The following is a 14,105-nucleotide window of genomic DNA, read 5'->3' as shown; positions in this document are numbered from 1 at the left end:
GCCGGTCGCGACGGTTCTCCCTACGAGCACGGCGCCGACGACCCCGTCGTCGGCCGTCGCGCCGGCGCTACCTACGAACCACGGCGCGTGACGGGGCCGGGCTGCGGCGTCGTCGTCGGGCCGTCGCACACGGGCCCGTCGGGCGTCCAGCGGATCCGGTCGAGGCACATCCGCCGGGCCGTGCCGTCGGGGTCCCACGCGTGGTAGACGAGCCAGTCGGTGCCGGAGGTGTCCGTGACGACGCTCGCGTGGCCCGGCCCGTGGACGACCCCGGGCCGGGTGCGGATGACGTTCGGACCCGGGCCTCCCGGAGCCTCGTGCCACGGCCCGAGAGGGTGCTCGGCCCAGACCGCGGCGACGCCGTACGTGCTCTCCTGCCAGTTGCCGCCCGAGTAGAGGCACCAGTAGCGCCCCTGCCGCCTGACGACGAACGGCCCCTCGCACGTGTGCCAGTCGTGGACCCCGCCGTACATCGGGCGACCGGCACGGAAGAGCTGCCAGTCCCCGCTCGCCGTGACGACGGGTCTCGCGTCGCCCGCGAGCTGGTCGGGTGCGACGAGCCGGTCGACGACGACGGCCGTGCCCACGCGTGGTTCCTCGAGGCGGTCGACGGCGTAGAAGAGGTACCACTGGCCGTCGTCGTCGCGGAAGGGGTGGGCGTCGATGGCGAACGGTTCGTCCGGGGTGAGCACGACGCCCGCGTCACGGTAGCGGCCGGTCGGCACGGGGCTCGTCGCGATGCGGATCTGGTGGCCGACGTCCTCGATGCCGGCCGAGTAGTACATGACGTACAGGCCGCCGATGCGCGCGATCTCCGGGGCCCACAGGTGCGTGGCCTCGCCGGGGACGTCGTCCGGCGTGAGCACCTCACCGGGGACATGGTCGGGCGCGAGCGCGTCCGCGAGCGGTGACCACGTGAGGAGGTCGTCGGAGAGCAGCGCGACGAGCGACTGCCCTCCCTCGCCCCCGCCCGTACCGACCGCGATGTACCCGGCCGGGGACGCGAGGATGAACGGGTCGGCGAAGTAGCCCTCCCAGACCGGGTTCGTGAACGTCGGGCGGTCCGCCGTCATCCCTTGAGCCCCGCCCGGCCGACGCCCTCGACGACGTAGCGCTGGGCCGCGAAGTACATGAGCAGCACGGGGACGCTCGCGATGACGGCGCCCGCCATCAGGAGGTCGTAGCGCACGGCGTTGGCGTTCTGCAGCGTCGACAGGCCGGCGGGCAGCGTCTGGCTCTCCGGGGAGAACAGGACGTAGACGGGCCAGAGGAAGTCGTTCCAGTTCGTGAGGAAGCTGAGCAGCGCGAGGGTGACGAGCGCCGGCCGGGACAGCGGGAGGACCACCTGGAGGAACGTGCGCCAGCGAGTGGCGCCGTCGATGAACGCGGCCTGCTCGAGCTCGATCGGTAGCCCGAGGAAGAACTGGCGCATGAAGAACACCCCGAACGCCCCCGCGGCGCCGGGCAGGACGACGGCGAGGATCGTATCGAGCCAGCCGAGTCGGCCGACGATGAGGTAGTTCGGGATGAGGAGGATGACCGGCGGCACGAAGAGCGTGCCGATGATGATGGCGAAGAGGATGCCCCGGCCACGGAACTCGATCCTGGCAAGGGCGTAGCCGGCCATCGAGGCCGTGATGAGGATGAGGATCGTCTGCAGCGACGCCGCGAGGAGGCTGTTGAGGAGCCACCGGATGACCGGTGTGCCCTCGGCGCCGAGGATCGCGTCGTACGCCTGGAGCGTCGGCTCCTGCGGGATCCACTGCGGCGTGGGCGACGCCGCGCCCGCCGTCGTCTTGAACGACGTCGAGATCATGTACAGCAGCGGGGAGATGAAGATGAGGGTGAGGATCGCCAGGAGCGCGTACAGCAGCGCCCGGCTACCCCGCCCGCCGCGCGGGTTGTCGCGGCTCGTCGACCGCGGTGGGCGCGGGGTGCGCCCCCCGCCCGCGCGGGTGCTGCCACCTGCGGACCGCTGCGGGGCCTCGCCGCCGGCGGGTGCCGTCGGGTCCGGTAGCCCGCCGGCGGCCCGGCTCGTTCCAGGTGCGCTGGTGCTCATCGGTCATCCCTCCCGCCCGCCGGTGGGGCGGGGCGCTCACGGAAGACGAAGAAGACGGCGATGCTGACGATCGCGAGGAAGACGGTGAAGATCATCGACATGGCCGACGCGAGGCCGGAGTTGAAGCTCGTCAGGCCGACCTCGGCGATCTGGTAGATGGCGGTGCGGGTCTCCTGGCCGGGTCCGCCCTGCGTCATGAGGTAGGACTGCCCGAACATGTTGACCGAGGCGATGATCGTCACGCTCGTGACGAAGAGGAGGACGGGCCGCAGCCCGGGGAGGGTGACGAAGCGGAACCGCTGCACCGGTCCCGCGCCGTCCATCTTGGCGGCCTCGTACAGCTCCGGGGAGATGTCCTGGAGCGCGGCGAGGTAGATGACCGTGTTGAAACCGAGCGTCCACCACACGGTCACCCCGACGAGGGAGATCCACGCCCACGGGAGCTGCGTGAGCCAGGGGATGTCGTCCGGGAGGCCGAGCATCCCGAGGTAGTGGTTGAGGAGGCCGATGTTCGTGTCGAGCAGGTAGCGCCACAGGACGGCGACGACGGCGACGCCGAGGACGTAGGGCGCGAAGTACATCGCCCGGAAGAAGTTCCGTCCGCGGAACCTTATGTTCATGGCGAGCGCGACGACGAGCGGGAGGACGAGGAGGAGCGGGACGGCAGCCACGGTGAAGATGGCCGTCGCCTGCATCCCCTGCCAGAACGCCTCCGCGAACGGCGAGGTGCCCGAGATGAGGCCGGTGTAGTTCTCGACGCCGACGAACGGCTTCTCGGGGAGCGTGTAGTCGTAGTCGTGGAGGCTGATCCACAGGCCCACCGCCGTCGGGAGGATGACGAAGACGGCGAACAGGACGAGGTACGGCGCCATGAAGATCCAGCCGTCCCGGTTGTCGCGCGCGCGCGACGCCGACCGGGGTGCTGGGGCCCGCTCCTTGCCGGTGCCTGGTGCGGCGGCCACGGCGGCCGCCGAGCCGAGCGTCCGCTCGCTCATGACTGTCCCCTCTCGAACTTGCGGAGGTTGCCCTGCATCATCGCGGTAGCCCGTGACGCCGCCGCGGCGAGCGCCGCCTGCGGGTCGGCCCGGCCGAGCACCGAGTCGGCGACGGCGGTCTCGAGGGTCTGCGCCTGGACCTCACCGACCGCCGCGACCGGTGGGAGGAACCGCATCGACGGTATGGCCTCGGAGATGGCGGCCTGCGGGCTCGCCTGGAACTCGGTTGTCTCGCGCGCCGCGGACAGGGCGGGGATCATCCCGGCATCCGCCCAGCCGGCGGAGTTCTCGATGAGGTAACGGAGGAACTCCTTGCTCGCCAGCATCCGGTTGTCGTCGGGTCGACGGCTGCGGAAGAGGACGAGCTGGTGGGAGTTCGCCCAGACCGCCGGCTCCGAGCCGATGGTGGGCAGCGGTGCGAGCGCCCATGGCAGGTCGGGGGCCGTGCCGAGCAGGTCGTTGATCTGCCAGATGCCGTCCCACGTGTACGCGCCCTCGCCGTTCTTGAAGGCCGTGTACTGGGAGTCGGGGGCGACGTCCGCGGGGCTGTACCCCTTCTCGATCTGGCTGACCATCCAGCTGAGCGCGTCGACGCCGGCCTCGGAGTCGAACGTCGCCGATGCCCCGTCCTCGGCGTAGGGCTCGCCCCCGAACTGCCACAGGAGGGACAGGAAGACCAGGTGGGCCGGCCACCGGTTGGGCATCCAGAAGGGCGTCTGGACCCCGGCGCCGGTGAGGGCGGCGAGCTGCTCCTCCATCTCCTCCCCCGTCGTCGGCGGGCCGCTGATGCCGGCCTGCTCGAGGAGAGCGGTGTTCGCGTACGCGCCGAGGGAGTGCAGGTCGAGCGGTATGCCGTAGCGCTGGTCGCGGTACAGGCCCGCGTCCCACACGTCCGTGGGGTAGTCCCCGTCACTGAGCCCGAGCTCGGAGACGACGTCGTCGAGGGGGCTGATCGTCTGGCGCGCAGCCTGGGTCGCCAGCTGCTCGACGTGCATGGCGCCGACGTCCGGGCCCTGGCCGGCGTGCACGGCGGCGATGACCCGCTGGTAGTACTGGGCCCACTGGACGACGTTCATCCGGACGGTGATGAGGTCTTGGCTGGCGTTGAAGTCCGCGACGAGCTGGCGCATGGCCGGGCCGTCCCCGCCGGTGAACCCGTTCCAGTACTCGATCGTGACGGGCGGGCCGTCGTACCCGCCGCTGAGCGGGGGGCCGGTCGCGGCGATGGGGGTGGTGCTCGCACACCCCGCCAGAGCAAGCCCTGTTCCTGCCGCACCGAGGACGAGGAAGTCGCGCCGCGACACCGCCCGACCCGCCATCTTGATCACCTTCTCGCTCCGTCGCCGAACGTGATTGGGCTCACAGTAGACCGCTCGTATCGATGCGGCCCTTCGAGATGTCCGGAGTGTCGCTGCTGGCTCCTGACGCCTGGTTTCGACCACCCTCCATCGCTGCGGAGGTACCTGTCTCCGCCCTCGCCGCGGATCTCAGCGCCCCACTCGCTGCCGTCCGGGAGGGGCCCGTACCCGCCTTCACTGCGCGCCTCCGCGACCGCCCTGCGGCGCCGAGACGGAACGGTCGTCGGGACCGAGGCGGGCGACGAACATACGGGTCCGCGCTCGTGCTGCACACGGTGCTCGCCTGCCTGAGTCGGCCAGCACGAGCACCGCCATGAGGGCGCGCGCCCGTCGGGCTAGACGAGCATGGGTTGGTTGTGGGTCTGGGTGGTGGCGAAGGTCTGGCCGTTGGGTCTGACGAAGCGCCAGGAGTCGGGGTAGCGCTCGATGCTGAGCTCGCGTTGGTGGACGAAGCCGTGGTGGTAGCGGCACAGCAGGATGCCGTTGGCGGTGTCGGTCGTGCCGTGGTGGGCGTACCACCACAGGGAGTGGTGGATCTCGCCCTGCCCGGGTGGGGCGGTGCAGGCGGGGAACATGCAGTGCCCGTCGCGGGCGATGATCCCGCGGGCCTGACCGGTGGTGAACAACCGCTCCTCGCGGCCCACGTCCAGGATCTCCGAGTCCGCCCCGAAGACGACCCGGTGCAGGGCCGAGCTGCACGCGAGCTGGGCGAAGAGCCCGAACGGGACCGGGCTGCCGTCCTCGAGCGTGGCCGGCTCGACCCCGACGAGCTGGCTGTGGTCCAGGGCCGTCTCGATCCTCCCGAGCAGCTGACCCCACACCCCCGCCCCGTCACCGGCCTCGGGAACGGATCCGGCCGGACCGCAACCCTGGCCCGCCCCGGTGCCGGCGCCATCGCCCGCCCCGGTGCCGGTGCCACCTGGGTGAGCAAGAAAGAGGGAGCCGGGGTCCGCAGGTGCGCCGCTCGGGTTCTCGGACCAGTCGCGGGAGCCGCCAGCGCCGGTGGGCGTGGCCTCGAGGACACCGAAGGGGCCGGCCGAGCCTTGGGTCGGGCAGGGCTCGCCGGGGCGCTGGGCGCGGACCATCGCCATGAGCGTCCCGATCGTGGCGGTGATCGCGATGTGGGGGCGGATACGCGCCCCGGGCTTGAGCGTGCCCGAGTCCAGGACCATCCCCGCCAGCTCCACCAGCGCGCCCGCACGACGCTGGTTCACCGTGCGCGTATCGCCCTTGCCGCGCCGGCCCGCCCGCGCCTCCAACGCCGCCAGCACCAACGCCCCGTTCGCCTCGGAGAGCCAGACCTTGCCGTGGTAGCCGTCCAGCGTCCTCGCCAACGACACCTCCTCCCGCTCCGACTCCTCCTTCCAGCGCCGGTCCCCCGCCCCCGGATCCGCCCGCAGCACCCAGTTCTTCATCAACGTGTTGAACCGGCTCGCGTCCAGCACCCGCGCCTGACCGAGCAGGAACTCCTCGCCCACGTCCGGGTCCGCCAGCACCCGGATGCACTCCGGTGAGCTCGTGCCGTACCGCACGAGCGCGGCGACGTGGTCCGGACCGATCTCCCCCGCCGCCAACACCCTCACCGTCCCGGGAAGGTGATCACGCAACGCCCGCGCCTCCCGCGCCATCCGCGACGCCTCCCGCTCGAACCGGCCCGTCCGCTCCCGCACCCACGCCGGGAACGACCGCGCCCCGCCCGCCGCCCACGTCCCGTCGGCGTCGATCGCCGCCACCAGGCGCGCCCGGGCCGCGCACACCTGGCCCTCCACCGCCGACAACCGGACCAGGGCCTCCCCCAGCGCCTCACCCGACAGGTCCCCGAGATCAGCGCCGGCCAGCGTCGTCGCGGCGCGCTCCAGATCCCCCAGCGCCCCCATCGCGACAGCCACCCGGACCACCCCACTACTACGTGCGTTCGACCACTACCTGAAGCCAACCACCCACCACCGACATCAACACCGACTTCGCTCGCGGGTGTGGACATAGCGGCGTCACGCCCGCGCCACGACCCCGGGCGGGAGGTGCGCGCCGCCGCCGACGCTGCACAACGCGTCACGTCGGTCTGACGCTGCGCCCCGCAAACCCGCTCGCCCCGTCGCCGGCAACGTGCTAGGTCTGGGCACATGTGGTTCGACTCGTGGTCCGACATCGTCCGTGTACTCGCCGTCGGCTCCGCCGCCTACGTGACGCTCGTCGTCGTGCTCCGCCTGACCGGCAAACGCACCCTGGCAAAGCTCAACGCCTTCGACCTCATCGTCACGGTGGCCCTGGGCTCGACGCTCGCGACGATCCTGCTCAGCTCGGACGTCTCGTGGTCCGAGGGCGTCGTCGCTCTGCTGCTCCTCGCCGTCCTCCAGCTCGTCGTCACGTGGACCTCCACCCGGGCGCCGTCGTCGCGGTCGCTCATCACGGCGAAGCCGACGCTCCTGCTTTGCGACGGGCAGCCGCTCGCCGGCGCGATGCAGAGCCAGCGGGTCACGATCGGCGAGCTGCGGCAGGCCGTGCGGAGCACGGGGAACGGCGACCTGGCTGAGGTCGGCGCTATCGTCCTCGAGAGCGACGGCACGCTCAGCGTCATCCCGTCGAGCGCCATGGGCAGCGGCTCCGCACTCGAGGGCGTCCAGGAACCTACCTCCTGACGTCCAGGGACCCACCTCCTGACCGGGCCGGCACGGCACAGCGACGCCCGACGGCGGAGCTCGCCGTGGTCCGCGGCGCCACTCCCTACCCGGCCCGGCGGCGGAGCTCGCCGTGGTCCGCGCGCCACCACCCCGCACGGCACGACGGTGGCCCGCGGCGCCACTCCCAGCCCGGCCTGACGGCGGAAACGGCCTCCCGCCGTCGCATCGCCGTGCGTCAGTCCGCGGCGACCTTCGCCTCCTTGACGTAGGCCTCGTTGCCCATGTCCTCGAGCTCGCGCCCCTTGGTCTCGGGAACGCGCCTGAGGACGAACACGAAGGAGATGAGCGCGAAGGCCGCGTAGAACCCGTACGCAAGGGTGAGGCTGAAGCCGGAGAGCACGGGGAACGTCGTCGAGATCGCGAAGTTCGCCAGCCAGTTGAACGCCGAGGCCACCGAGATCGCGGTCGCCCGGATCCGGTTGGGGAACATCTCCCCGAGCATGACCCACATGATCGGGCCCCAGGTCGCTCCGAAGAAGACGACGAACCCGTTCGCAGCGACGAGGGCGACCGTGCCCCACGGCTGCGGGAGCTGCGCCTCCCCGTCGACGAGCGTCGACTGCGAGAACGCGAGCGCCATGACTCCGAGCGTCACCGCCATGCCGGCGGAACCGGTGAGGAGCATGGGACGTCGACCGACCTTGTCGATGAGCATGATCGCCACGATCGTCACGACGATGTTCGTCACGGACGTGATGACGGACGTGAGCAGCGCCTGGTCCTCGGGGAACCCGACCGAGCGCCACAGCGAGGTCGAGTAGTAGAAGATGACGTTGATCCCGACGAACTGCTGGAACACCGCGAGCAGGATGCCGACCCAGACGATCGGCTTGAGCCCGAACCGGTCACCGCGGAGGTCGCTCAGGCTCTCGGCCTGCTCCCGGGCTAGCGACTTGCGGATCTCGGCGACCTTCGCGGCGGTGTCCTTGACGCCCGTGTAGGTGCTCAGCACCTTCGCCGCCTCCTTCACCCGCCCGACGTCGACGAGGTAGCGGGGCGACTCGGGGATCGTCATCGCGAAGATCCCGTAGAGGATGGCGGGGACGGCCTCTGCGAGGAACATCCACCGCCAGGCCTCGAGCCCCAGCCACAGCTCCTCGGCCGCACCCCCGGCCGTGTCCGCGAGGACGGCGTCGCTCAGGAGGGCCGCGAAGATGCCGGTGACGATGGCGAGCTGCTGCAGCGAGCCGAGCCGCCCACGGACGTTCGCCGGCGAGACCTCGGCGATGTACGCCGGCGCGATGACCGAGGCCGCGCCGACGCCCAGGCCACCGAGCACCCGCCAGAGGATGAGGTCGATCGGTCCGACCGACAGGCCGGATCCGACGGCCGAGACGAGGAAGAGCACCGAGGCGATGACCATGACGGGGATGCGGCCCTTGCGCGCCGCGATCGGGCCCGCGAACCACGCTCCGGCCACGCAACCGAGCAGGGCAGACGAGACCGTGAAGCCCTGGAGGAACCCCGTGATCTCGAAGTCGGTGCTCATCGCGTCGATGGCCCCGTTGATGACGGAGGTGTCGAAACCGAAGAGGAAACCACCCATGGCGGCCGCCAGGGAGATCCCCAAGATCCGTGCGTTGAAGCCCGTTGGTGCTGCCGCCCGCTCCGTCATCGTCGCCGCCTCCTCGCCGAGATCATGATGGCGATGATCGGACCACGACCTGCAGGTCTTCGCCAGCGGGAAGCGGGTCGGCCCCTGGCGACCAGCGGGCAGCCCAGCGTCACTGCACGCGGCTCAGAACGTGAGGACGAGCCTGCCGCGCACGCCCCCCGCCTCGAGCGCGCGGTGGGCCTCGGCGGCGTCCTCGGCGGGGAACGTCCGGGCGACCCGCAGCGTGAGGATCTCCTGCGCGGCAAGGTCGAACAGCTCGTCGAGCCACGCGCCCTTGCCCAGGTAGCTCACCGGTCGGACGACGTAGACGTCGATCCCGCGCTCCGGCTCGCCGTCGAAGCCGCGCACCGCCGCGATGACCCCGCCGTCACGCACCGCCGGCAGCACCGCGGGACCCATGACCGCGGCGTCGAGGAGGGCGTCGACCCCGCCCGGCTCGCGGTCGCGGACGGCTGCCGGGAAGCCGTCGCCGCGCTCGAGGACGACGTCGGCACCGAAGGACCGCACGAGGTCGACGTCGTCGGGCTTGGCGTCGGCGACGACGCGCAGGCCGTGGTGGACGGCGAGCTGGACGGCGAAGCCACCGACCGCTCCGGCGGCGCCCGTCACCGCGATGGTGCCGGCGTCGGGCACCCGCATGACCTCGAGGGCCCGCCAGGCCGTCAGGCCGTTGAGCGGCAGGGTCGCGGCCTCGACGAGGTCGACCCCGTCCGGGACCCGGGCGACCGACTCGGCGGGCACGACGATCTTCTCCGCGTACGCGCCACCGCGCGACGTGTGCGGGTTGACGACGGCGGCCACGCGGTCGCCGACCGAGAGCTCGACCCCGTCCCCGATCGCGTCGATGGTGCCCGCGGCGTCCATGCCCGGGATGTACGGGAGGGCGAGATCGGGAAGCTCCCGCATGCCCGCGCGCAGGATCGTGTCGGTCGGGTTGACGGTCGCGGCGCGCACTGCGATCCGGATCTCACCCGGACCCGGCTCGGGCTCAGGGATGTCGAGGACCTCGAGCTGGTCGGGTCCGCCGGTGGTCCGCACTCCTATGGCTCGCATGCGGCCACGCTAGGACGGGGGTGCGCGGCCCGCCAGGGCACCGGGCTGCACCCGCCGAGCCGACGGGCCACCGGGACCGTCGTCGGCCACCTGGACGGACGCACGGTGCCACCCTTGTCCGGCGCCCTGGCCGGTGCCACGATCGGGCCGGGAGGTGGGCCGATGATCGAGCTCGAGGAGCTGCTCGTGCCCGACGCCGCGGCGTGGCGGGCCTGGCTCGCCGAGCACCACGGCTCCTCGCCCGGGGTCTGGCTCGTCCTGCACAGGAAGGGCGGTGACGTCACGACCCTGACGTACGCCCAGGCGCTCGACGAGGCGCTGTGCTTCGGCTGGATCGACGGGCAGGCCGCCCGCCGGGATGCCGCGAGCACGCTCCAGCGCATGACGCGGCGGCGCCCCACGAGCCCGTGGTCGGCGCGGAACGTCTCCTACGTCGAGCGGCTCGAGGCCGAGGGGCGGATGCACCCTGCGGGACGCGCCGCCGTCGAGGCCGCCAAGGCGGACGGCCGGTGGGAACGCGCGTACGCGGGACCTGCGACCACGACGGTGCCCGCGGACCTCGCGGCGGCAGTCGCCGCCGACCCGGCCGCCCAGGCGATGTTCGACGTCCTCACCTCGGCCAACCGCTTCGCGCTCGTCCAGCGCCTCGACGCCGTCAAGCGCCCCGAGACGCGCGCGCGCAAGCTCGGTGAGTTCGTCGCGATGCTCGCGCGCGGGGAGACGCCGTACCCGCAGAAGCGCCGCCCGCCGTGACGGAGCCGACACCTCTGCGGGTCAATGGTGGAGCCACGACCGACGTGGAGATGAGCATGTTGGCGGAGAGCATCATCGGCCACGGCCGGCTCGAGCTCGTCTGGACGAACCCGCTCGGCGGTCGGACCTTCCGCGCCGACGTCGGAGGCGACATCCACTACCTCAAGGTCTCCCCGGTCGGCCTGCCTTCCAGCCACGATCCGGTGCGGGAGGCCAGAAGGCTCCAGTGGGTGGGACGGCGCCTGCCGGTGCCGGAAGTCGTCGACGTCGGATGCTCGGACCAGTTCACGTGGTTGAGGACACGCGAGGTGCGCGGCATCCCCCTCAGCCATCCGCGCTGGTCGAGCACGCCCAGGCGGACCGCCTGGGTCATGGGTGAGGCTGTCCGCCAGTTCCACGACTCCCTGGCCGACCTCGTCGAGGAGTGCCCCTTCAGCTGGACGGTGGAGGACCGGCTGCGCCGGAGCGGGCTGTCGGCCGCTGCCCACGAGATGGGTGCTGAGGCGCCGCCGGAGACGGCGCTGGTCGTCGGCCACGGCGACCTGTGCGCCCCGAACATCCTCCTGACCGAGGACGGCAACGTCAGCGGGTTCCTCGACCTCGGCACGCTGGGAGTCGCGGACCGGGCAGCCGATCTCGGTACCGGGCTGTGGTCACTAACGTTCAACGGCATGGGTGCGCACGTCCCCGAGCTCCTCGCCGCGTACGGCTACGACGGCGACGTCGATGTGGTTCGTTGGTACAGCGGTTTCTACGCCGCGGTCTGAGCCCGGCCCCGCGCTCTGCGGCCGCGGTCCGCCGGCGGCGCTCTCCTCGCCGACGCCCGCGGGCCCGCATGACGTGGCAGGCTCGTGCGGTGGCTAACGACATGATGAGCAACTGGGCGGGCAACCACGAGTACGCCGGGGCGCTCGTGCGCCCCGCGTCGCTCGAGGAGGCGGCGGAGGTCGTCGCCCGCTCGCGGCGCGTGCGCGCGGTGGGCTCGCGCCACAGCTTCAACGACATCGTCGACTCCGAGGAGACGCTCGTCAGCCTCGACCGCCTCGCCTACCGCCATCCCGGGCTCCTGCGGGCCGACGAGAGCGACGCACAGGCCGGGCGTGGCGGGCCCGACGAGGACGCGGGTAGCGCAGCGCGCGACGAGGACTGGCCCGCCGGCGGCGCGGACACTGCGCCGCGCGCCTCCGCGCACGACGCCTCCACGCCGGACGCCTCCGCCCACGGCGCGCCAGACGGCCGCCCCGGGGGGCTCCGCGACCGCTCGGAGGACGACGCTCTGCCCGGCGGTCCCGAGCCGGAGCTCGACCCGCTGACGGGCCGCGTCCGCGTCTCGGCCGCCACCAGGTACGCCGACCTCGCCCGCTACCTCGAGGGTCACGGCCGCACGCTGCCGAACTTCGCCTCCCTGCCTCACATCGGGATCGCGGGCGCCATCGCCACCGCGACGCACGGCTCCGGCACGGAGAACCCCGTGCTCGCGTCGTCCGTCGTCGCGCTCGAGCTCATCACCGCGGACGGCACGACCCGGACGATCGACCGGGACACCGACGGCGACGCCCTCCACGGCGCGACGGTCTCCCTCGGCGCGCTCGGCCTCGTCCACGCCGTCACGCTCGAGACCGTCCCCGGGTTCGACGTCGTCCAGACCGTCCACGGACCCGTCGCCTTCACCGACCTCGCCGACGCCTTCGACGACGTGAGCGCGCTCGCCTACTCCGTCAGCTGCTTCACGACGCTGCGCTCGCCCGAGTTCGAGACGGTCTGGCTCAAGCGGGTGCACGACCCGCGCCGCCCGGGCGACGACGGCGGGAAGGTCCTCGGCGCCCCCGCCAAGCCGGTCGAGGTCCACCCCATCCCCGGGATCGATCCCGAGAACGCGACGGCGCAGCGGGCCGTGCCCGGCCCCGCCGCCGACCGGCTTCCCCACTTCCGCGCCGACCACCTCCCCAGCGCCGGCGCCGAGATCCAGTGCGAGTACCTCGTCCCCCGCCAGAACGCCCGGCTCGCCCTGCGCGCGCTCGCCGGCCTGGCCGAGCCGCTCGCCGGCCTCGTCCAGGTGTGCGAGGTGCGCTCGATCGCCGCGGACCTCGCGTGGATGAGCCCGATGTACAACCAGCCGTGCGTGGGCATCCACTTCACCCTCGTGCGCGACGTCGAGCGGGTGGGCGCCGTCCTGCCGCTCCTCGAGGAGGCCTTCGGCGCGCTCGCCGGCCGGCCGCACTGGGGCAAGGTCTTCGACGCGGACCCGGACCGCGTCCGCGCGCTCTACCCCCGGCGCGCCGACTTCCTCGACCTCCTCCGGACGTACGACCCGGAGCGGACGTTCACGAACGCCTTCGTCCGCCGCTGGGTCGGCTGAGGCATCGCCGGGGCCGGCGTCCGCCCGCGGTCGCCGGTGCCGAGCCGGCCGGCCGCCGTCGGCCCCGCCCCGCCCCTCGACGCGGCCCTCGGCCCCGCACGCCGTCGCCGTCGCCGAGCCGGCTGACCGCCGTCGGGCCAGGCTCCTCGGCTCGGATCCTCGCCGAGCGGCCAGCGGCCAGCGACCAGCGGATCAGCGGCGGCCAGCGGTCAGCGGTACGAATTCAGCGGTCAGCGCGAGCGGGGCTTGAGCCGCACCTGCGGCAGCTCCGGCGCCGGGAGCGCCGACCCGTCGTAGCCCGAGACCCGCCCGAAGCGAGCGACACCGTCCGGATCACCCGCGAGCGCCGCCTGCCACTGCGCGCGCGCCGTGACGACCTCGTCGTGGGTCCGGCCGACGAAGTTCCACCACATGAGGACCTCCTCCTCGAACGGCGTTCCACCCATGAGGACAGCACGGACCGGCCGTGCGCCGGCCTCGAGGACGATCTCGTCCCGCCCGGGCGCGAGATAGGCGAGCCATGCGGGCGCGAGCGCGGTCCCGGCGACGGTGAGGTCGCCGTCGTCGAGCAGGATGCCGTGCTCGAAGGCGGGGTCGACCGGAAGGTGGACCCGCGCACCGGCCGACACGTCGATCTGCGCGGCCACGAGCGGGGAGTACGCCCGCGCGGGCGAGGTGACGCCTCCGAGCGTGCCCATGAACACCCGGGCGTGCGCGCCGTCGACAGTGAACGTGGGCACGTCGGCGACGTGCTCGAAGGCGCGGTCGCCGCGCCGGACGCTGTCCGGCAGCGCCGTCCACAGCTGCACCCCGTGCAGCCGCCCCTGGGCCGGGAACCGGGCGAGCGTGCCCTCCTCCGAGTGGCAGATCCCGTCTCCCGCGGTCATGAGGTTGAGCTGCCCGGGCTTGATCGTCTGGACCGAGCCGAGGGCGTCCTGGTGGAGGACCTCCCCCTCGAACAACCAGGTGACGGTCTGCAGCCCGGTGTGCGGGTGCGGCCCGACGTCCATGCCACCCGAGGCCCCGATGTCGTCCGGGCCGTAGTGGTCGGCGAAGCAGAACGGCCCGACGAGGGAGCGCTGCCGTGAGGGCAGCGTGCGCCGCACGGTCATGGCCCGCGGCCCGCCGAGCGGCACCTCCCGCGGCTCGATGAGCTCGACGCCGACCTCGGGGCCGGCGACGCACACCTGCTCCTGCGGCCGCGGCTCGAGGTTCGTCATGGCTCCAGGGTA

12 protein-coding genes are annotated in these 14,105 nt (G+C 72.6%); 4 read left to right on the top strand and 8 right to left on the bottom strand.

What is annotated here, in order from left to right:
* Positions 1-71: 71 nt before the first annotated feature.
* The 5 genes from V2J63_RS05745 to V2J63_RS05725 all read right to left on the bottom strand — a co-directional run bounded on the left by V2J63_RS05745 (position 72) and on the right by V2J63_RS05725 (position 6,301).
* Positions 72-1,073, bottom strand: a complete 1,002-nt coding sequence (locus tag V2J63_RS05745) for a glycoside hydrolase family 43 protein (protein ID WP_331230048.1) — start codon at positions 1,071-1,073, stop codon at positions 72-74.
* Positions 1,070-2,059, bottom strand: a complete 990-nt coding sequence (locus V2J63_RS05740; RefSeq protein WP_331230047.1) for a carbohydrate ABC transporter permease — start codon at positions 2,057-2,059, stop codon at positions 1,070-1,072. Before V2J63_RS05740 ends, V2J63_RS05745 begins: the two co-directional genes overlap by 4 nt.
* A complete protein-coding gene (locus tag V2J63_RS05735) occupies positions 2,056-3,054 on the bottom strand; it encodes a carbohydrate ABC transporter permease (RefSeq protein ID WP_331230046.1) in 999 nt (332 codons plus the stop codon). Before V2J63_RS05735 ends, V2J63_RS05740 begins: the two co-directional genes overlap by 4 nt.
* Positions 3,051-4,373, bottom strand: a complete 1,323-nt coding sequence (locus V2J63_RS05730) for an ABC transporter substrate-binding protein (protein ID WP_331230139.1) — start codon at positions 4,371-4,373, stop codon at positions 3,051-3,053. Before V2J63_RS05730 ends, V2J63_RS05735 begins: the two co-directional genes overlap by 4 nt.
* A gap of 374 nt (positions 4,374-4,747) precedes the next feature.
* A complete protein-coding gene (locus V2J63_RS05725; protein WP_331230045.1) occupies positions 4,748-6,301 on the bottom strand; it encodes a DUF222 domain-containing protein in 1,554 nt (517 codons plus the stop codon).
* A gap of 234 nt (positions 6,302-6,535) precedes the next feature.
* Here V2J63_RS05725 and V2J63_RS05720 point away from each other — a divergent pair, with 234 nt between their 5' ends.
* Positions 6,536-7,051, top strand: a complete 516-nt coding sequence (locus V2J63_RS05720; protein ID WP_331230044.1) for a DUF421 domain-containing protein — start codon at positions 6,536-6,538, stop codon at positions 7,049-7,051.
* A gap of 217 nt (positions 7,052-7,268) precedes the next feature.
* Here the strand turns inward: V2J63_RS05720 and V2J63_RS05715 are convergent, their stop codons facing one another.
* Both V2J63_RS05715 and V2J63_RS05710 read right to left on the bottom strand, forming a co-directional pair.
* Entirely contained in the window at positions 7,269-8,708 is a 1,440-nt protein-coding gene (locus V2J63_RS05715; protein WP_331230043.1) for a sugar porter family MFS transporter, read from the bottom strand.
* A gap of 123 nt (positions 8,709-8,831) precedes the next feature.
* Positions 8,832-9,761 carry an NADP-dependent oxidoreductase gene (locus V2J63_RS05710; RefSeq protein WP_331230042.1) on the bottom strand — a complete coding sequence of 310 codons (930 nt, stop codon included), beginning with the start codon at positions 9,759-9,761 and terminating at the stop codon, positions 8,832-8,834.
* Between the two features lie 162 nt (positions 9,762-9,923).
* On the opposite strand from V2J63_RS05710, the gene V2J63_RS05705 reads away from it, so the two are divergent.
* From V2J63_RS05705 to V2J63_RS05695, 3 genes are all read left to right on the top strand, one after another.
* Positions 9,924-10,514, top strand: a complete 591-nt coding sequence (locus V2J63_RS05705; protein WP_331230041.1) for a YdeI/OmpD-associated family protein — start codon at positions 9,924-9,926, stop codon at positions 10,512-10,514.
* A gap of 56 nt (positions 10,515-10,570) precedes the next feature.
* Positions 10,571-11,281: a phosphotransferase gene (locus V2J63_RS05700; RefSeq protein ID WP_331230040.1), complete on the top strand. Its 711-nt coding sequence runs from the start codon at positions 10,571-10,573 to the stop codon at positions 11,279-11,281.
* 89 nt (positions 11,282-11,370) lie between these two features.
* Positions 11,371-12,873 carry a D-arabinono-1,4-lactone oxidase gene (locus tag V2J63_RS05695; protein WP_331230039.1) on the top strand — a complete coding sequence of 501 codons (1,503 nt, stop codon included), beginning with the start codon at positions 11,371-11,373 and terminating at the stop codon, positions 12,871-12,873.
* A 230-nt stretch (positions 12,874-13,103) separates the two neighbouring features.
* On the opposite strand, the gene V2J63_RS05690 is transcribed toward V2J63_RS05695, so the two are convergent.
* The gene (locus V2J63_RS05690; RefSeq protein ID WP_331230038.1) at positions 13,104-14,093 is read right to left on the bottom strand and encodes a pirin family protein; all 990 of its coding nucleotides are present in this window, start codon (positions 14,091-14,093) and stop codon (positions 13,104-13,106) included.
* Positions 14,094-14,105: the final 12 nt, after the last annotated feature.

The organism is Georgenia wangjunii, assembly GCF_036421975.1.
GTDB classification, from domain to species: domain Bacteria; phylum Actinomycetota; class Actinomycetes; order Actinomycetales; family Actinomycetaceae; genus Georgenia_A; species Georgenia_A wangjunii.
The sequence above is the reverse complement of the archived record's forward strand: the minus strand, read 5'-3'. Positions and strand labels throughout refer to the sequence as shown.

Bases quoted from the DNA above. Each gene is read 5' to 3' on its own strand.
- V2J63_RS05745 (WP_331230048.1), bottom strand. From the start codon at position 1,073: ATGACGGCGGACCGCCCGACGTTCACGAACCCGGTCTGGGAGGGCTAC.
- V2J63_RS05740 (WP_331230047.1), bottom strand. From the start codon at position 2,059: ATGAGCACCAGCGCACCTGGAACGAGCCGGGCCGCCGGCGGGCTACCG.
- V2J63_RS05735 (WP_331230046.1), bottom strand. From the start codon at position 3,054: ATGAGCGAGCGGACGCTCGGCTCGGCGGCCGCCGTGGCCGCCGCACCA.
- V2J63_RS05730 (WP_331230139.1), bottom strand. From the start codon at position 4,373: ATGGCGGGTCGGGCGGTGTCGCGGCGCGACTTCCTCGTCCTCGGTGCG.
- V2J63_RS05720 (WP_331230044.1), top strand. From the start codon at position 6,536: ATGTGGTTCGACTCGTGGTCCGACATCGTCCGTGTACTCGCCGTCGGC.
- V2J63_RS05715 (WP_331230043.1), bottom strand. From the start codon at position 8,708: ATGACGGAGCGGGCGGCAGCACCAACGGGCTTCAACGCACGGATCTTG.
- V2J63_RS05710 (WP_331230042.1), bottom strand. From the start codon at position 9,761: ATGCGAGCCATAGGAGTGCGGACCACCGGCGGACCCGACCAGCTCGAG.
- V2J63_RS05705 (WP_331230041.1), top strand. From the start codon at position 9,924: ATGATCGAGCTCGAGGAGCTGCTCGTGCCCGACGCCGCGGCGTGGCGG.
- V2J63_RS05700 (WP_331230040.1), top strand. From the start codon at position 10,571: ATGTTGGCGGAGAGCATCATCGGCCACGGCCGGCTCGAGCTCGTCTGG.
- V2J63_RS05690 (WP_331230038.1), bottom strand. From the start codon at position 14,093: ATGACGAACCTCGAGCCGCGGCCGCAGGAGCAGGTGTGCGTCGCCGGC.